Source organism: Psychrobacillus mangrovi (assembly GCF_037104765.1).
Taxonomy (GTDB): Bacteria; Bacillota; Bacilli; order Bacillales_A; family Planococcaceae; genus Psychrobacillus; species Psychrobacillus mangrovi.
This window is the reverse complement of record NZ_JBAWSY010000003.1, coordinates 265,036-283,842: the sequence shown is the minus strand read 5'-3', so window position 1 is coordinate 283,842 and position 18,807 is coordinate 265,036. Positions and strand designations below refer to the sequence as shown.

General features: G+C 36.4%; 18 protein-coding genes. 2 read left to right on the top strand and 16 right to left on the bottom strand.

Features of this window, described 5'->3' with window-relative positions:
• Positions 1 to 123 precede the first annotated feature (123 nt).
• From WAX74_RS07290 to WAX74_RS07270, 5 genes are all read right to left on the bottom strand, one after another.
• Positions 124 to 636, bottom strand: a complete 513-nt coding sequence (locus tag WAX74_RS07290; protein WP_336496994.1) for an adenine phosphoribosyltransferase — start codon at positions 634 to 636, stop codon at positions 124 to 126.
• Complete coding sequence (gene recJ, locus WAX74_RS07285) at positions 627 to 2,981, bottom strand: single-stranded-DNA-specific exonuclease RecJ (protein WP_336496993.1); 2,355 nt, start codon at positions 2,979 to 2,981, stop codon at positions 627 to 629. Before recJ ends, WAX74_RS07290 begins: the two co-directional genes overlap by 10 nt.
• A 275-nt stretch (positions 2,982 to 3,256) precedes the next feature.
• On the bottom strand, positions 3,257 to 3,577 hold the full coding sequence (locus WAX74_RS07280) for a LapA family protein (RefSeq protein ID WP_336496992.1): 321 nt from the start codon (positions 3,575 to 3,577) through the stop codon (positions 3,257 to 3,259).
• Between the two features lie 72 nt (positions 3,578 to 3,649).
• Complete coding sequence (secDF, locus tag WAX74_RS07275; protein WP_336496991.1) at positions 3,650 to 5,920, bottom strand: protein translocase subunit SecDF; 2,271 nt, start codon at positions 5,918 to 5,920, stop codon at positions 3,650 to 3,652.
• A gap of 159 nt (positions 5,921 to 6,079) precedes the next feature.
• A complete protein-coding gene (locus WAX74_RS07270; protein ID WP_336496990.1) occupies positions 6,080 to 6,394 on the bottom strand; it encodes a post-transcriptional regulator in 315 nt (104 codons plus the stop codon).
• Positions 6,395 to 6,486: 92 nt separating this feature from the next.
• On the opposite strand from WAX74_RS07270, the gene WAX74_RS07265 reads away from it, so the two are divergent.
• Positions 6,487 to 8,013, top strand: a complete 1,527-nt coding sequence (locus tag WAX74_RS07265; protein WP_336496989.1) for a putative polysaccharide biosynthesis protein — start codon at positions 6,487 to 6,489, stop codon at positions 8,011 to 8,013.
• Here WAX74_RS07265 and WAX74_RS07260 read toward each other — a convergent pair.
• From WAX74_RS07260 to WAX74_RS07225, 8 genes are all read right to left on the bottom strand, one after another.
• The gene (locus WAX74_RS07260; RefSeq protein ID WP_336496988.1) at positions 7,997 to 8,635 is read right to left on the bottom strand and encodes a DUF421 domain-containing protein; all 639 of its coding nucleotides are present in this window, start codon (positions 8,633 to 8,635) and stop codon (positions 7,997 to 7,999) included. The genes WAX74_RS07265 and WAX74_RS07260 overlap by 17 nt on opposite strands.
• 68 nt (positions 8,636 to 8,703) lie before the next feature.
• Positions 8,704 to 8,967: a preprotein translocase subunit YajC gene (gene yajC / locus WAX74_RS07255; protein WP_336496987.1), complete on the bottom strand. Its 264-nt coding sequence runs from the start codon at positions 8,965 to 8,967 to the stop codon at positions 8,704 to 8,706.
• 43 nt (positions 8,968 to 9,010) lie between these two features.
• Positions 9,011 to 10,150: a tRNA guanosine(34) transglycosylase Tgt gene (tgt, locus tag WAX74_RS07250; protein ID WP_336496986.1), complete on the bottom strand. Its 1,140-nt coding sequence runs from the start codon at positions 10,148 to 10,150 to the stop codon at positions 9,011 to 9,013.
• Positions 10,151 to 11,191 carry a tRNA preQ1(34) S-adenosylmethionine ribosyltransferase-isomerase QueA gene (gene queA, locus WAX74_RS07245; RefSeq protein WP_336496985.1) on the bottom strand — a complete coding sequence of 347 codons (1,041 nt, stop codon included), beginning with the start codon at positions 11,189 to 11,191 and terminating at the stop codon, positions 10,151 to 10,153. It lies immediately after the preceding gene.
• 21 nt (positions 11,192 to 11,212) lie between these two features.
• Complete coding sequence (ruvB, locus tag WAX74_RS07240) at positions 11,213 to 12,223, bottom strand: Holliday junction branch migration DNA helicase RuvB (RefSeq protein ID WP_336496984.1); 1,011 nt, start codon at positions 12,221 to 12,223, stop codon at positions 11,213 to 11,215.
• A gap of 17 nt (positions 12,224 to 12,240) precedes the next feature.
• The gene (gene ruvA / locus WAX74_RS07235; RefSeq protein WP_336496983.1) at positions 12,241 to 12,861 is read right to left on the bottom strand and encodes a Holliday junction branch migration protein RuvA; all 621 of its coding nucleotides are present in this window, start codon (positions 12,859 to 12,861) and stop codon (positions 12,241 to 12,243) included.
• A gap of 131 nt (positions 12,862 to 12,992) precedes the next feature.
• Positions 12,993 to 13,841 (bottom strand): phosphotransferase, encoded by an 849-nt coding sequence (locus tag WAX74_RS07230; protein ID WP_336496982.1) that lies wholly within the window; start codon positions 13,839 to 13,841, stop codon positions 12,993 to 12,995.
• A gap of 3 nt (positions 13,842 to 13,844) precedes the next feature.
• Positions 13,845 to 14,828: a LysM peptidoglycan-binding domain-containing protein gene (locus WAX74_RS07225; RefSeq protein WP_336496981.1), complete on the bottom strand. Its 984-nt coding sequence runs from the start codon at positions 14,826 to 14,828 to the stop codon at positions 13,845 to 13,847.
• A gap of 137 nt (positions 14,829 to 14,965) precedes the next feature.
• Between WAX74_RS07225 and WAX74_RS07220 the strand changes: the two genes are divergently transcribed.
• Entirely contained in the window at positions 14,966 to 15,496 is a 531-nt protein-coding gene (locus tag WAX74_RS07220) for a transcription repressor NadR (RefSeq protein WP_336496980.1), read from the top strand.
• Positions 15,497 to 16,136: 640 nt separating this feature from the next.
• Here the strand turns inward: WAX74_RS07220 and pheA are convergent.
• Genes pheA through obgE form a run of 3 tightly spaced genes read right to left on the bottom strand, consistent with a single transcriptional unit; the run spans position 16,137 to position 18,802 of the window.
• Entirely contained in the window at positions 16,137 to 17,027 is an 891-nt protein-coding gene (pheA, locus tag WAX74_RS07215) for a prephenate dehydratase (protein ID WP_336496979.1), read from the bottom strand.
• Between the two features lie 12 nt (positions 17,028 to 17,039).
• Positions 17,040 to 17,495, bottom strand: coding sequence for an ACT domain-containing protein (locus WAX74_RS07210; protein ID WP_336496978.1), 456 nt, complete (start codon positions 17,493 to 17,495; stop codon positions 17,040 to 17,042).
• Positions 17,496 to 17,512: 17 nt separating this feature from the next.
• Positions 17,513 to 18,802, bottom strand: a complete 1,290-nt coding sequence (gene obgE / locus WAX74_RS07205) for a GTPase ObgE (protein WP_336496977.1) — start codon at positions 18,800 to 18,802, stop codon at positions 17,513 to 17,515.
• Positions 18,803 to 18,807 lie beyond the last annotated feature (5 nt).

Genomic DNA, 18,807 nt, shown 5'->3' with positions numbered 1-18,807 from the left:
GTATATAAGTTATATTGTATAAAAAAAAAGATGGACTTGTAAAGTCCACCCCTTTGACTGCTTAGAAATGCTTCTATTAATACAAGCTCTCCGCAGTTTCAAAGTAAGTTTATTGAATAGTTATTAGTATTGCATCAACGTGCAAATATCATACTTATCTAGCTTATTTCTTCCTTCTAGATATGTTAACTCTATTAAGAATGCACAACCAACTACAATACCACCTAATTCTTCCACTAATTTAATGGTTGCTTCAATTGTACCACCAGTAGCAAGTAAATCATCTACAATAAGAACCTTTTGCCCAGGTTTTACAGCATCTTTATGCATAGTTAATACGTCTTTCCCATATTCCAAACCGTATTCTGCACGAATAACTTCACGAGGTAGTTTTCCTTCTTTACGAACTGGGGCAAATCCAACACCAAGAGCGTAAGCGACAGGACATCCTATTATAAATCCACGTGCTTCTGGTCCTACTATAATATCTGCTTGTACTTCTTTAGCATATTCGACAATTTGGTCAGTTGCATATTTATATGCTTCTCCATTATCCATAATTGTTGTTATATCTTTAAAACTTATACCTGGTTTTGGCCAGTCTTCAACTGTAGTCACATATTGCTTTAAATCCATAAATGCTCCTCCTCAGGAACGGTTTGTACTGCTTTCCGCTCTTCAAACCATTGTTTCAGCTCCATATACGGGGCGTATAATAGCTTTTGTTCTAGTTTTATTTGATTTTCTCGTTGTTTATACGCTGGTGCTTCCGATAAATCTGCTTTAGTTAGTTGATCATTTAACACTAACATCCCATTGTCTATTCTAACAAAATTAAGCTCAAAAAACACCTGTGACATAAAATTAATTGTATTTTGACTCCAACCGGTATGTTTAGAAAGTTCGTATATATGCTTTTTTAATGCAAATGTTTTTCTTTTAGATAAAAATGAAAAGTACCATTTAAATTGATCTCTAGAAGGAAGCCCTTCAAAATACACGGAATCACTACCATAAAAGTGTGCATAAATTCTAGACCAGTCATGGTATGTTAGCAGTTTTGTCATTGTGGATTCATCCATAGGTAAATCTAAAATAGTAACATAATCTGATTTTAAATGGTGTTTTGTTAAATCAGTATAGAGCCAAATTTTTTCTTTTATAAGTGAGTTGAAATGGGAAACTGTTTCTTCATTAAAAGCTACAAATACATTTTTTTCTACAGGAATGGTTGGTAACCAACGATTCACTTGACGAATCCCTCGGATATCGAAAAGTTGCCAATCATTCGACTTGGCATCTTCAATCATTAGTTGCGGTTTTTTTCGACCATTCCATTCATTAATTTGTAAATCACCAATAAATGAAAGTTTAGCTGTCGGTGAAATTTCATCCGCTAATTCACCTTTACCAAAGCCAATCGCATCTAAAGCGATACCGCCATACTTTAGCTCCATTTTCACATGGTTATTTGCAGATCCAATTTTCCTTACTGTTGCAACTTCAACGTTTTCTATACAATACACCGGCTTGGCAAAATCCATTCCAAACGGGGAAAGCTTTTGTAAGGATTCAATTGCTTCTGTTGTAATTTCATTCATTTCAAGTGGCACATCGATCGAAACAACAGGTATGAGTTGCTCATCTGTTAAACAAGCTTGCGCTTGAGCTATTAACCTATTTCTTAGTTCATCCACATTCTCCAGTGGCAAAGTCATTCCTGCCGCCATAGGATGACCTCCAAAATGAGGTAAAATATCACTGTTCTTAGCTAGCTCCTTATACATATGGAAGCCTTCGATACTTCTCGCTGACCCTTTAGCTATTTGTTTGTCTTCATCAAGTCCTAAAACTATTGCAGGACGATAATACTTTTCTACTAACTTGGAAGCGACAATACCTAAGACGCCAGGATTCCAATCTTTTTTGCCAACAACAATCACACTAGGTCCTTCTATGTTACCTTCCTGATCAATTAATTGTATAGCTTCATCAGAGATTTTTTTCACGATGGCTTGTCTTTCTTTGTTTTTCTCATTTAACATGTTTGCTATTGAGTGAGCATCACTTGAGTTTTCCGTTAAAAATAACTCAACTCCAGGAACAGCTTCTCCCAATCTTCCAACAGCGTTTATACGTGGTCCAAACATAAACCCTACCGTTTCCTCGTTAATGGAAGAAACTTCAATTCCGCTAATTTTTGCCAATGCTTCAATAGCTAACAGATTAGAGGTATTCATTTGTTTAATTCCTTGTTGAACAAAATAACGATTCTCACCTGTTAACGAAACTAAGTCTGCTATTGTGCCAATTGCAACTAAATAATATAACTCTTTTGGAATCTCACCTAATAGAGCATGTGCAACTTTAAATGCGACACCTACTCCAGCTAAGTTAGGAAAGGGATAAGAAGTATTCTTTAAGCCGGGGTGGATAATAATATCTGCTACAGGAAGTTCATCACCTGGTTCATGGTGATCCGTTACAATAACATCCATCCCAAGATCCTTTGCAAATTGAATTTGTTTAAGTCCAGAAATTCCATTATCTACTGTAATGATTAACTTAACACCCTCATCATAAGCTTCTTGGAATAATCGCTCACTAGGACCGTAGCCATCGATAAATCTATTTGGAATTTTAAAAATTACATCTGCACCCATTGATTGCAAGGTTTTCATCATTACTGAAGTACTAGTAATGCCATCTGCATCATAATCTCCATAAACCATTATCTTTTCCTGTTGATCAATTGCTTTGAAAACACGTGCTACAAGCTCGTCCATCCCATTAAGTAAGAATGGATTATGTATATGATCTTTCGTTAAATGTAAAAAATTATAAGCTTCTTCTACAGATTTAAATCCTCTTGAAACCATTACTTTTGCACATACGCTAGGTATTGCAAGTTCCTTTTCAAAAGTCGATACTAACTGTTCATCTGGTCTTGAAATTTTCCATCTTTTTTGCGATTGAATCATATTTTCACTTCCTTGTGCTCTATTATACTACAAGTAGAGACAGAGCTTATAAAAAATGCGCAAGAAGAACATAAAATGACTATCTACTTCTTTTTAGGAGTTGGAAGTGACTGAAGCATTTACTGGTGGTCGGCGTTTGTTCTCCACCCTCCTGGAATATTAAAGTAAAAATTCTCTCCTACGCATAAAAGAAATGTCCGAAGATACAATTTCGGACACTCTGCTTTATTATTAGTCTATTTTAAAAACCTTTTAACGTTCTCCAAGTGGTTTTATCAGTGTTTTGAAGAATTATCTAGTCGCCCCTCTTCTTGTGCAACTAAGTCATTTTGAAGTACACCTAGAGAATGATCTTTCTTTTCAAGCTCTCTTTCTAAATTTTTAACCTTACGAGATAGAACAAATGAACGATATATTGCAATAGAACCACTTAGGAGCGCACCGAGAAGTGCAGAACCTAAAATAACTAAAATGAGCGGCCATTGTGCTGTACCAATAACATAATTCACAGGTACTCTTTCTACATTATTAACAGCAAAAAGAGCAATAATTACGGCAAATATTAATCCAAATAAAAGTGACCATTGTAATTTCATCTATATTCCTCTTTTCAATAAAAAATAGAACAGAATATATAAAATATACCCTGTTCTACCTTTTACTAACCATTATACGACAGGTTCGTCTGAACCCCATTTTTTCTCTTCTTTTTGAACATCGATCCCACCAGTTTTTCGAAGTTCTTTCACTTTTAAATCAAACCAAACTTGAACTGCGATAAAAATGGATGAATATGTTCCCGCAAGTAATCCAATTAGCAATGCAATAGAGAAGTTTCGAATTCCATCTGCACCAAAGATTAATAATGCAACAACAACTAATACAACAGTTAGTACTGTATTTACGGAACGACCAAGTGTTTGTCTTAATGACTTATTAACAATTGTCGCAAGTTCCTCTTCTGTTGTAATCTTTTTATTGCGATGCAAGTTCTCTCGAATACGGTCAAATGTAACGATTGTGTCATTAATCGAATAACCTACAATCGTTAACACTGCGGCTATAAACGTTATATCAACTTCCAAACGTAACATACTAAAAATAGCTACCATTAAGAATGCATCATGTACAAGTGATACGATGGAGCCTACACCCATTCTCCATTCAAAACGGAATGCAACGTAAATTAAAATACCAAGTGCAGCGATAGAAAGTGCTTTTATTGCATTTTTCGCAAGCTCTTTCCCTACTGTCGGAGATACACTACTTACTGTTGGATCTATCCCAAACTCCTCGGTCATTTCAGTTTTAAGTGTTTTAACTTCTTCTTGTGAAAAGTCTTCTTTGTAGCGAACAACTGCGATTTCATTTTTATCACCTGAAATTACTATATCTTCTGATGAAAGACCAATGTTATCCAGTTTTTCTGCGACAACTTCCTGTGTTAACGGTTGAGTTGATTTGATATCTACACGTGTACCACTTGAGAAGTCTATTCCAAGATTTAGTTTTAATGTACTTAAAACAATAATCCCAGCAACCGTCAATACGATAGAAATAATATAGAATATTTTACGGTTGTGAACAAAATCGAAACGATCAAATTTTGTTGTCAAATCAAGTGTTTCCACATTTTCTTCCGGTGCGTGAATTCGTTTCTTAGGAATACCAAACCAACCTGGCTTATTATCCCAATACCCGCTGTTTACAAGTAAGCCTAATAGTAATCTTGATGCCCAAACCGCAGTTAGGAATACTACTAAAATGCTAATTATTAACAATGTAGCAAACCCTTTTACAGAACTTGTACCAAAGTAGAATAATACTATTGCTGCCAAAAGCGTCGTAAGGTTAGCATCTAATATTGCAGTAAATGCTTCTTTTGCTCCAGTATTAAACGCTTTTTTAACAGATTTACCAACACGTAATTCTTCCCTTATACGTTCATATGTCAAAATGTTAGCGTCTACCGCCATACCAACACCAAGAACTATTGCTGCGATACCAGGTAGCGTCAATACACCATTAATCCAATCGAATATGACAAGGATTAAGAAAATGTAAACGATTAGAGAAATAACAGCTATGAAACCTGGTAATCGATAATAGGCGATCATAAAAATAAAAATTAATGCAACCCCAATAATACTAGCTAAAATTGTGCTATTGAGTGCTGATTCTCCAAATTGAGCTCCTACAGAAGTTGAGAAAATTTCCTCTAAGTGAACAGGTAAAGCTCCTGCATTCAAAATACCTGATAAGTTTTTAGTTTCCTCCACAGTAAATGTACCGGAAATTTCAACACTATTTAAACTAATTCTTTGTGACACACGAGGAGCTGATGTAAATTTAGGTTCTGGTTTTAATGCCTCTTCCTTATAGGAATCTACACCTTCTTCGAAATCCAACCAAATAACTAATACATTATCTGGTGCTGGTTTAGCAGCAATCTCTTCCGTCACTTGTGCAAACTTATTAGCATCTTTTAATTCAAGTGTAACAATTGGTTGTCCATTTTGGTCAAAAGCAGCTTTTGCTCCGCCTTGTTTTAAATCTGTTCCATCCAGCATGATATTATCATCTGAATCACGGAAAGTTAAGTTTGCTTGTGTAGATAAGAGTTCTCTAGCAGAGTTTTGGTCTTCCACCCCAGCAAGCTGTACCCGAATCCGATTGCCACCTTCAATTTGAATACTAGGTTCACTTACTCCTAATACGTCAATACGGCTAGTTAACGCTGCTGCTGTATCCGCAACTACTTCTTCTGTAATTTTTTGTCCTTCTTTTAATTCTTCTACTTGATAAAGAACTTCAAATCCACCTTGTAAATCTAAGCCTAGTTTAATATTATTTAATACTCCACCAACTGTAGGACTAATTGTCCCTGCAAAGATGACAAGTAGTAATAAAAACGCAACTATGCGTCCTCTAGTTTTCATATGTATATTTCCTCCTAAAAAAGCTACCAACGTCGTCAGCTACGACAAGCAACAGGCGTCTGATGCTAAACAATTACTATATAGATATGTGTTCTACTTCAAAAATCGCAATATGTTTATTATGAAACACGATGCGCTCTCTGTCAAATAACGGAATGATTACTCATCATGCTTTTTATGATTTAACAGCAATTGAAGTTCTTCTTGATTTACTTCAGAAAACCAATTAGATGTCTTAAATTTCTCAATTTGTTCAAAGGTCATAAATTCTGCTGGTGATATTGAAAGAATATCATTTACAATTTGATAGAGCGCCATTTCTGGTACTACTTTTTTACGCCATTTCTTCGTGATACAAAAGTTCCAAATATCCTTTTCTGATACAGTCTTATATTGATAAACTTCAAATTCAGTTTTCTTACTTTCTAACGCAGGAAGTACATGTGAATATATTTCTTCGTATGTGATTTTCAAAATACCGCACCCCGTTTAAAGAATAATGTACCTACTAGCTTGCATATTGTAATTGTAAACGATGTTCCTGTATTTGAGAAGGAAGTGTTTACGTGTCTACATTTTTAAGAGGATCTCTTTTGTTAATGCTCGCCATCTTTATATCAAAGTTTTTAGGATTTATTTATCGCATGCAATTTGTTCGTTTAACCGGAGAAGAAGCATATGGAATATATATGACTGCTTATCCAGCTTTCATTTTCTTTCTATCTCTGATTCAGCTTGGTATACCTATTGCAATGTCGAAGATTATTGCTGAATTAAGAACAAGAAACGCTGTTTCTAGTTATTTCTCGGTCATGCGAACATCCGTTATTGTTACTGTTATATCTATTCTAGCCTTTACTCCTATTTTCCTTTATGTCACACCATTTATTTCAGAAAATTTATTAAAAAATGATGCTATCACAATGACACTCTATGTTACCATTGCTATTGTACCATTTGCTGCAGCTGGTGGAATCTTAAAAGGATTCTTTCAAGGAATAGCAAGAATAGAAGAGACAGCCGTTTCACAGTTGATGGAACAAATAATACGAATTCTGCTTATTAGCTTTTTATTGCCACTTCTACTAACATCAGCTTCCCCAAAAGAAGCAGCTGCTTATGCAATGGTAATGTCATTACTAGGAGAAGTTGCGGCATTACTTTACTTAAGATGGAAGTATGTAAAATGGAAAGCAAAGCAAACGATTAAAAATGCGTCCAAAGCTTATCCACTTTCGCCACTTTTTTCTATTGCTCTGCCTTCTTCAGGTAGCAAGCTATTTGGTTCTTTTACATGGTTTTTAGAGCCTATTATTTTCATCAAAGCTTTAGCTATTACTGGTATAACAAGTGTAGCCGCAACTACGTTGTATGGAGTTATCTCCGGTGTACTAATACCATTACTACTCTTTCCATCTTTTATTCCTTACGCATTGTCTGTTGTATTGATTCCTGCAGTTAGCGATGCTTTTGCAAGAAGGAACACTTCTCTCTTAAAAGAAAGAATTCATCTCTCTTTAAAATTCTCAACCTTAACAGGTTGTTATGCTGCGACCTTATTTTATTTACACGGCGGAGAACTCGTTTTCGAACTATTTCATGTTGAAAATGCTTCAACATATATGAAAATTTTATCACCAATTTTTTTCTTTTATTATATTCAAAGTCCTTTGTTTTCGATTTTACAAGCTTTAAACAACTCCAAGGCAGCTTTTTTAAATTCGTTATATGGCGGAGTTGGTAAATTATTATTATTATTTTTTCTTGCTTCCCAAGCAACCATTCAAGAAAAAGGAGCAATCGTTGCGATTGGTTTTGGTGTATTAATTACTTCCTTCTTACATATCGCTTCGCTAAAAGAGAAAAAAGAAGCGCAAATTGGCTTCTCGTTTTTCGCACTTCCATATGCTATTTTTTTACTTACGATAATTTCACGACCACTCATTTTCACTATTGGAGAAAGATCGTTAATCATTGACTGTATTATTACAATACTTTATCTTACCATTGGTTTAGTTCTTTTTAGACAAATAAAAAGAAAAGAAGTCAGTGTTATTATACAAATACTTCGAACCTCTAAAAAGAAGTTTTGAGTTGAATATACAAAGAATCATCTTCATAACTACAATAAAATATCTTTTTTACTTCCAATATTGATTTTTCTTCAAGTTCTGCTCTAAGCCATTTCTCGTCTTTCCCAAGTCTTTGTAAATGATCTATTTGAATCTCGCCATCGATAATTAGCGGAAAGACATATTGTTGGCTCTCTTTTTTAAAGACAGATAAATTGCCAGATGGTTCTAAAAAGGCATATGAAACGGATTGAATAGAACCTATTTGTTGTTCTCTTAATTGTTGCAATAAATCGTCAAGGTTATAACGCTGTTTTCTCATTTCTTTTTCATTGATGATACCATCTTTCATTATAATGGATGCCTTTCCTTCCATTGCGTCTCGAAAATACTTGCTTTTTAATGAAAAATAAGAAACCCCAACTTGAATTATTAATAATATAACCATAGGCACTACAGCATGAATAAACTTACTCTTAGGATCATCTAAGGCTAGAGCTCCAATTTCGGCAATTAATAAAAAAACAACTAAATCAAATATACTAAGCTCGCCGACTTCCCGTTTTCCCATTAACCGAAGAATACCTAAAATAATCCAATATAATAAAAAAGTACGCAAAATAATGATTAGAATATCGTTCATCCTATCACCTCATTAATACTCTGCCCAAAATAAAAGAACTTACTCACAAAAATGAGTAAGTTCTTTTTTTATTGTTCTGAGACAACTCGTCCTACTGCAACACGCTCAAACTGCAAACGAGTTCCATCTGCTACTACTACAAAAATAGTTGTATCATCTACTGCATCTATCTTCCCGTGTAAACCACCAACCGTAATAATTTGATCTCCACGTTTTAGATTATTTTGCATTTGTGACGTACTTTTTTGACGTTTTTGTGCTGGTCGAATGATAAAAAACCACATCACTGCGAACATAGCAATTATCGGCAATAAGCCTGCTAATGAATCCATATTAAATATCCCCTCCTTTTTCTCTCTATCTAGTATACAAGAATCAGAAATTTTTTGCATTTGGTTTATTATACCCATATTCTTCAAAAAACTCTTCTTTGAAATCTAACAAGCGATCTTCTCGAATTGCTTGTCGTACATCTTTCATAAGATTCATTAAAAAATGTAGATTATGATATGACGCTAATCGTAACCCAAAAGTTTCATCCGCTTTGAACAGATGACGAATATATGCTCGTGAGTAGTTTTGACAAGTGTAGCAATCACATTTCTCATCAATTGGTCCAAAATCACTTGCAAATGCTGCTCCTTTAATAACTAAGCGACCTTTTGATGTAAAAAATGTCCCGTTACGCGCTATGCGAGTAGGAAGTACGCAATCAAACATGTCGACACCACGAATAGAGCCATCAATTAATGAGTCTGGAGAGCCCACTCCCATTAAATAACGCGGTTTGTTTTCTGGCATCATTGGTGTAGTGAAATCTAACACACGATTCATGACATCTTTTGGTTCCCCAACTGATAATCCACCAATCGCGTAACCAGGAAAATCGAGTGACACTAAATCTTTTGCAGATTGACGACGTAATTCTTCATATTCTCCACCTTGAATAATACCAAATAAACCTTGCTTGTCTGTGTTAGTATGAGCAGTCAAACAACGCTCTGCCCAACGTGAAGTACGCTCTACCGAAGCTTTCATATATTCAAAAGTTGCAGGATATGGTGGACATTCATCAAATGCCATCATAATATCTGAGCCTAAAGCATTTTGAATTTCCATTGATTTCTCAGGACTTAAAAATAATTTATCCCCATTCAAATGATTGCGAAAATGAACTCCTTCTTCTTCAATTTTACGCATATCACTTAAGCTAAATACTTGAAATCCACCGGAATCTGTCAAAATTGCACGGTCCCAATTCATAAACTTATGTAGCCCACCTGCTTCCCGAATAATATCATGTCCAGGACGGAGCCATAGGTGATACGTATTACTTAAAATAATACCTGCTTCCATCTGTTTAATTTCTTCTGGAGCCATTGTCTTCACAGTAGCTTGGGTACCTACAGGCATAAATGTAGGTGTTTCAAACGATCCATGGGGCGTATGAACAATTCCTAGACGAGCCCCTGTTTGTTTATCTTTTTTTATTAACTCATACGTTATTGCAGCCATTTAATAGTTCCTTCCTTTTATAAACATAGCATCACCAAAGCTGAAAAATCGGTATTGTCGTTCAATTGCTTCTTGATATCCATTTAATATAAATTCTCTTGATGAGAGTGCGCTAACTAACATCACTAGCGTTGATTTCGGTAAGTGAAAATTAGTAATCATCCCATCAATACATTTAAACTCATAGCCAGGGTAAATGAAAATAGATGTCCAGCCACTATCTTCTTGTATTATGCCATCAAATTTTGTAGCGACAGTTTCCAACGTTCTTGTCGAAGTTGTTCCAACAGCAATAATTTTACCGCCAGCTTTTTTTGCCTCGTTGATTGTGTTAGCAGTATCACTAGAAACCCGATAAAATTCAGAATGCATTTCGTGATCATCTATTGAATCAACACTTACTGGACGAAAAGTTCCAAGACCAACATGGAGTGTTACAAATGCTATTTTAACACCTTTTGCACGAATTTCATCTAATAGCGCTTCAGTGAAATGAAGACCGGCAGTTGGTGCTGCTGCTGACCCTTGTTCTTTTGCGTAAACTGTTTGATAACGATCTTTATCTTCTAATTTTTCATGTATATACGGTGGTAGTGGCATTTCTCCAAGCTGATCAAGTACTTCAAAAAACACGCCTTTATATTCGAAGTTAAAAATTCTGCCGCCGTGGTCTTTTATTTCAGTACATACAGCTGTTAACAAGCCATCGCCAAATGATATTTTCGTTCCTACTTTTACTCGTTTAGCAGGCTTAACAAGCGTTTCCCAGTGGTTACCTTCTATTTGAGTTAATAATAATACTTCAACATGCGCACCTGTTTCTTCTTTTGTTCCCATTAAACGAGCAGGCATAACTTTAGTATCGTTTAGTACGAGGCAATCGCCTTCGTTTAACTCTTCAACAATCGAAGAAAAGGTTTCATGTTTAAATGTATTGGCTGGATAATCTGCTATCAGAAGCTTGCTACTTGTTCGTTCCAAAAGTGGGGTTTGTGCTATTAATTCCTCTGGTAATTCAAAATCGAAATCTTCTACTCTCATATTACTTACTTCCTTTATTTATTAGTTATCTCTTTCAATTGGTAATGGTATCCCTAAATGTTCATAAGCGAGGGGTGTAACAATTCTTCCTCTTGGAGATCGTTGAATAAATCCTATTTGCAATAAATAGGGCTCATATACATCTTCAATCGTTGTAGATTCTTCCCCAATGCTTGCAGCAATGGTGTCTAGACCAACAGGACCTCCTCTAAATCGCTCAATCATAGCTGTAATCAGTTTATGATCGATATGATCTAAACCTCTAGGATCAATTTGTAATAGTTCCAATGCTTCGCGGGCAAGTTCGATGGAAATATGTCCATTTCCTCGCACTTGAGCATAATCTCGAACTCGTTTTAATAAGCGATTTGCAATACGTGGGGTTCCTCTTGCACGTCTCGCGATTTCACCAGCAGACTCATGGTCAATCGACGCATTAAATAACTCTGCACTTCTGACAACAATGGATGTCAAAGCCTCTTCATCATAAAATTCAAGTCTTAATAACACGCCAAAGCGGTCTCGTAACGGCGCAGACAATGCCCCTGCTCGAGTCGTCGCACCTATTAAAGTAAATGGTGGTAAATCCAAACGAACACTTCGTGCAGTAGGACCTTTTCCAACGACGATGTCTAAACAGAAGTCTTCCATTGCAGGATATAAGACTTCTTCGATTGACCGATTTAAACGGTGAATTTCATCAATAAATAAGACATCCCCGGGTTCTAGTGAACTAACAATCGCAGCTAGATCTCCTGGTCGTTCAATTGCAGGACCGCTAGTCATACGAATTTGTACATCCATTTCATTTGCAATAACTGCTGCAAGAGTAGTCTTCCCAAGCCCAGGAGGTCCATACAGTAGACAATGATCTAAACTTTCATTTCTCATTCTAGCTGCTTCAATAAAGATTTCTAGATTATGTTTTATTTGATCTTGGCCAATATATTGTGATAATAATTGGGGGCGAAGTGATTGCTCAAACGGCTCATCATAATTAGAAATCTCACTTGAAATTACACGTTCCGTCATGCCTTGAACCTCCTTTCTTATTTACCTGAAAATAATAATTGAAGTGCTTTTTTCATAAAGTCATCTGTTTTTTGCAAGGATTCATTTCCTTTTAGGAGTGGGCGGATTTTTGATAGCTCACGTTCAGAATAGCCTAACGTAGCTAGAGCTAGCATTGCTTCTTCCAATTCATGATTAGCTTGTCCATCCTCAAACAAAGTTGGTTCGTCTTGTGTAAAATCAAAATGTTCAATATCAATTAGTTCATTTAATTTACCCTTTAAATCAAGAATCATTTGACGAGCAGTTTTTTTTCCTACTCCAGGAAATTTCACCAAATAGGACTCATCTTCACGTTCGATTGCTTGAATAACATGAGTTGGTTCTCCACTCGCTAAAATAGCAAGCGCTCCCTTTGGACCGATACCAGAAACGAGGATTAGTTTTCTAAATAACTCTCTTTGTGATAAATCCAAAAAACCCATCAGTTGCTGCGCATCTTCCCTAACATGTAAATACGTGTAAACTTGAATCATTTCTTCGCTTCTACGAAAAGAAAAAGGATTCGGGGTTAATAGTTGATACCCAATCCCTTGTTGTTCTATAACGACATACTCAGGTGTAACTCGTGTTACTTGACCTTTTATATAATCATACATAATTTATCCCTCACTATCGACAGTCCTATTATAGCATATTTAGAAATATGCACGTATACGAGAAAAGACATAAGTACTTTGAACACAAGAAAAAAGGTCGCTCTACTACAGAGCAACCTTCTCCAATTCTATTATAATCTGCTTAAATTATAGCATAGCTTTGGCCATTCTGTTAACGCTTTGTTAGTATACGGTATTAATTGGTCTATAAATTTCTGTTTTCTTTCCATTGGCAACGCGTACGCATAAAGCCATTCTCTATATAATTCATTTGGATACATCAAAGCTTCCTTATGCTTGGATGCAACCTTTTCTAACATAGGAAACTCACTGATCAATAAAAAAATGTCATAGTTAATTGCAGGAAGAACGCGGTGCATCCATAAAATTTCTTCCATTTCTTTTGGACCAATGACAGCAAGATCAAAATCAATAATCTTATATGCTTTTTCATTTGATAAAAAATTATGATGTACTACATCACCATGCAATATAGTATTATCTTGTTTGTTAAACAATTGCATATTTTTTAGAGCTATATCACCTAAGTGTAGTAGCATCCTTGTTTTTTTTTCACCCAAATAAAATTCCACAAAATAAGAGATCTCTTTCATTTTCAAAGAACGATTTTGCCATTTTGCGTATAAATCAAACGGCTGAAGCAGGTTCTGATTATCCCAATTAATACTTTTGTTTGTGTCATGTAACTGTTCTAACAGTGAAAAAACTTCCAAACGATCCATTTTAGTCCCATAATCAACTGGATGAGTTCCTTTGAACCAAGGCTGAATGATAAAGTCTTCCTGTGCGGATTCTAAAACTGGCAAAACAAAAGACTTATCAATTTGCTGTAATTTTTGATGAATTATTCGAATTTTTTCTGCATGTTCAACAGTCGGGTATTTTTTTACAGAAAAAAGTCCATTTTCATTTTCCCATTTCCATACATTCTTTTTTATTTGCCGAATGTAATTACTCACTTTTTAAAAGTGCTGATACGGATGAGGTGGACATGTACATACGGGTACGAAGCAAACATGAACGTATGGGTGACCACTCCATGGTTGCATATGTTGTTGCATTGGAGCCTGCATATATGGTTGCATTTGTTGGTCCATGTGTGGATGCATTTGCGGTTGCATGTATGGTTGCATTTGTTGATCCATACAGCCACAAGGATTCATTGGCTGATAGTGTTCAAAATGTTGCATTTGTGGGTACTCTTCAAATGGTTCCATCTCTTCGAATTCTGATGATACTTCTTCCATGGCTGGACTCACAAATTGTGGACTAGGTTCCATCGCTGGCATATGTTTTATTGGACTTTCTTCTTTTTCACTACTTTCATTGTGAATATTTATATGAATAGATGTAGACTCGATTAGTCTCCACCCCTGTGGTGATGGAGTCATATCTAAATCAGGAACTGGCATTATATGAAATGGCATTGAATAAGGTTGTGGCTGTTGTTGAACATGTTGAATTTGTTGAATATTTTGAACTGGTGGAGCTGGCGGTGCCATTGGAACTTGTTGTATATGTTGTACTGGTGGTGCCATTGGAACCATTTGAATTGGTTGAATCGGCATAGGCATAGGCATTGGAACAGGTTGCATCTGCTGTGCCTTTTTAACGGGTTGGACTTGTTGTGCCTTATGAACGGGTTGGACTTGTTGTGCCTTATGAACAGGTTGGACTTGTTGCTTTTTCATGTTGCTACCGGTTTGCGGCTTAATATGGACTTCCTCCTTTTTTAACATATCTTTTTTTACTGGTCGATCATCGGTAAATGGATGTCTCATAGACTCCTTTTTGCTCTTTTCAGGAATAAATATCTTCATTCCTGGCACAATGTATTCTGGGTTTGCAAGATGTGCATTTAATCTCTTTAACTCATCAAATGAAACGCCATATTTTCTTGATATTTTCCAAAGAGTATCCCCTTTTTGGACAATATGAGTTTGCACAGACTTCCTCCTTCCTTCCCTTTAAAATATGTACATCAATTTCAAATGGTCACATCTTTTTAAAACAATCTAACTACCCTTCATGTTAAACTTATGAAAAGACAGTAGACAGTTATGCAAGTTCGGAGGGTTTATTAATGAAAAAGTTAAAAGGGCCAGAGAGAAGAAATTGGATTTTTTCTTATTTAAAGGAGCAAAATCATCCAGTAACAGGTGGGGAGTTGTCAAAGCTAGCAAATGTGAGTAGACAAGTAATCGTAAATGACATCACCTTATTAAAAGCAACCAATATACCGATTGTATCGACTAGCCAAGGATATATTTTGTTGCCAGACAAAGAAATGAATGCATGCGTTTCTAAAAGAGTTGCATGCAATCACCAATCTAAAGATTCTGAGGATGAATTACAAACATTGGTAGATGCAGGTGTAACAGTTGAAAACGTTACTGTAGAACATCCCGTTTATGGAGAAATCACATCTTCCATTATGGTTTCCAATCGTCATGACGTTGAAATGTTTTTAAAGAAGGTACGAGAAACAGATGCTCCTTTCCTACTGGAGCTTACTTCGGGAGTACATCTACATCTATTATCTGCTCCTACAGAAGAAATATTGAATCGTGGAATTGATGCAATTCGAAAAAAGGGATATCTAATGGAGGAATAACTCATTAGGGATTATAAAAGCTAAATTTCTTATGGAATATACTTCTCTCCCAAATTTTGAAACAAGATATACGGATGTGCGCTTGCCGCACGTTACGTATGAGCCTCCGCAGGTTGAAATCGCTCCTTTACCGGATCCATACTCCGTGTATTGTGGCTTGTAAGGCGTACATCCTACATCCGTTGTTTTACATCAATAATCAGTTAACGCTGGATTGGCTAAAAGTAAGCATACAATAGTTGATTTCCGTTCCAGGCGGACGCTTTCCGCCGGCATGGCTTCAGCCGATTCCCTCGCTCCTGCGCAAGCTCGTCGCAAAAATTAATTTCGCTACGCTCAGTCCAGGGTCTTCAGCTCATGCACCTGCCGCTTCGCTTTCGGTGCAGAAAACATTTGCTATTCAGGCTGGAGTCGCCGCCTGAAACGAAAATCAACGGGGCCAGAGTATTTGAACGAAATGTCGTTAACATACTCGCTAAGAAATACCTTGAAGAGTTTTTCAGTGCCTCCTCCAAGCTTATAATTATCGAAGAATTTGCTAGCGCAAAAGATCGACTCATGGTGAGTAACCTTTCAATCCAGATATGTTCAATGAAGTTTTACATAGCCAATTAAAAAGAGCTGACCAAAAGGGTACCTTTCAGTAACCTTTTGTGTCAGCCTCTTCTTTTTTTTCTGTTTCATATGTATTGTAGGACCCAAGTGATTTTACATCACAACCTAAAGCTTTTAATTCTTCTATAGCACCAATCATCATTGGCATTTTTTCATCTTCTAACACATCCATAACGAAAAAATATTGTCCTAACCCAGTTTTTAGAGGACGGGACTCAATTTTACTTAAGTTGAGCTGTCTCCATGCAAAAACAGATAGCACTTGATGCAATGCTCCAGAACGATCATCTTTAGGTAAAGTAATCATAATGGTTGTTTTTATTTGGTCAATATGCCCTGACTTTTGAATACAATGATTTTTTTGGGAAAGTACAAAGAAACGTGTATGATTAAAATGGAAATCATGAATATTATGCTCTACAATTGCCAGGTTGTACTCACTCGCAGCCGAGGAATTCCCAATTGCTGCAATACATAGCTCCTCATTTTCCGAAACATACTTTGCTGCAGCTGCTGTAGAAGTCGATTGTTCCAGAGGAACTTTTCCAAATCGGTAATATAAATATTTATGACATTGCGCTAATGCGTGTGGATGAGAATAGATAGTTTTTATTTCTTCCCAATTTTTTTCATTATTTGGATGAACCATTAAATGCTGCTCAATTGGAACTTGAATTTCTGCAATCACATATAAGTTCGCCTCATGAAATAAATAATCTATCGTCAACGGAACAGTACCTTCTAATGCATTTTCAAGCGGCACGACAGCAATATCAACGCTCCCATTTGCTACTGCTTCTATGCATTCTGGAATAGTTCGAGTTGGAACAAGTAATTCATCTTGAAACAACGCTTTCGAAGCAAGGTGTGTAAAAGATGCTTCTGGCCCAAGGTAAGCCACTTTATTTGTACCCATTGTAAATCCTCCTTACAAAGCACCAGAGCTAATAACTTCAGCAGATTCCACAAAGTCTAGTCGCTTCATTTCATTTATAAATTCGTCTAATTGTTTGGTCATCGCCGTTACATCGAGAGACAAGGTAACGCTTGCCCTTCCTTGAATAGGAATCGTTTGATGAATTGTTAAAATGTTTATAGTCGAATCCGCAACAAGTTGCAAAAGTCTTGCAAGCGTGCCTTCTCTGTCCTCTAATTGCAAAAATATAGTTATTATTCTCTCCTGGACAATCGAATGGAAAGGAAATACCGCATCTCGATATTTATAAAAAGCACTTCTAGATAAATCTACCTCTTTAACTGCATCCCAAATGGAAGATACTTTACCAGATTGGAGAAGATGCTTTGCTTCCAAAGTTTTTTGCATTGCTTCGGTAAGCACATCCTCCCTTACTAAATAGAATCGCTGATGTGTAACATCTTTCATACGGTTTCCTCATTTCCCTATTCGATAAATTCAAACTCAAATTCTAATAGACGTACTGTATCTCCATCTTTTGCACCACGCTCGCGCAGTGCATCATCAATTCCCATTCCACGTAATTGTCTAGAAAATCTACGTATAGAATCTTCACGACTAAAGTCAGTCATTTTAAATAAGCGTTCCACTGTTCCTCCAGATAACACAAATGCACCATCATCGTCTCTTGAAATTGTGAAATCATCTTTTTTCGCTTCATGTTTATACATTACAGATGTTTCTGTTTCTTCTTCGGTTAAATCATGTAGAGGGAATTCAGGAGCCACTTCTAACATATCCGCAATTGCGAATAGTAAATCTTGTAACCCTTGACGTGAAATCGCAGATATTGGGAAGATTTTCACTTCTTTCCCTACTTTTTCTTGGAAGGTTTTTAAGTTTTCTTCAGATTCTGGCATATCCATTTTATTTGCTACAATGATTTGAGGTCTTTCAGTCAAACGAAGATTATATTGTTTTAACTCTTCATTAATCGTTACGTAATCTTCATAAGGATCTCGCCCTTCAAGTCCTGACATATCAATTACATGTACTATTACTCGTGTACGCTCAATATGACGTAGGAATTGATGTCCTAGACCTACACCTTCGTGTGCGCCTTCAATTAATCCTGGTAAATCTGCCATCGCAAAACTACGATGATCTTCCGTTTCCACCATTCCTAAATTAGGTACGATCGTTGTAAAATGATAAGGAGCAATTTTAGGCTTCGCAGACGATACTACGGATAATAAAGTCGATTTACCAACGCTTGGGAACCCAACTAATCCAACGTCCGCTAGGACTTTAAGCTCTAAAGTAACACTTAACTCCACGCCTGGCTCACCCTTCTCAGAAAGTTCTGGAGCTGGGTTTGCTGGAGTAGCGAAACGAGAATTACCTCTACCCCCACGTCCACCTTTAGCTATAATAGCTTTTTGGCCATGTTCTACTAAGTCAGCGATAACTTGTCCTGTTTCTTCATTCATTACAACCGTACCCGGTGGAACTTTAACCAACAAATCATCTGCATTAGCTCCGTGCATATTCTTGCTATGACCATGTTCTCCGCGAGTCGCTTTAAAATGTCGTTTGTAACGGAAATCCATTAGCGTACGTAATCCTTCGTCTACTACGAAAATTACATCTCCACCATTTCCTCCATCACCGCCTGCTGGACCTCCCATAGGCACATACTTTTCACGACGGAATCCTACCATTCCATCTCCGCCGTCTCCACCTTTAACATATATTTTCACGTGATCTACAAACATTTAAT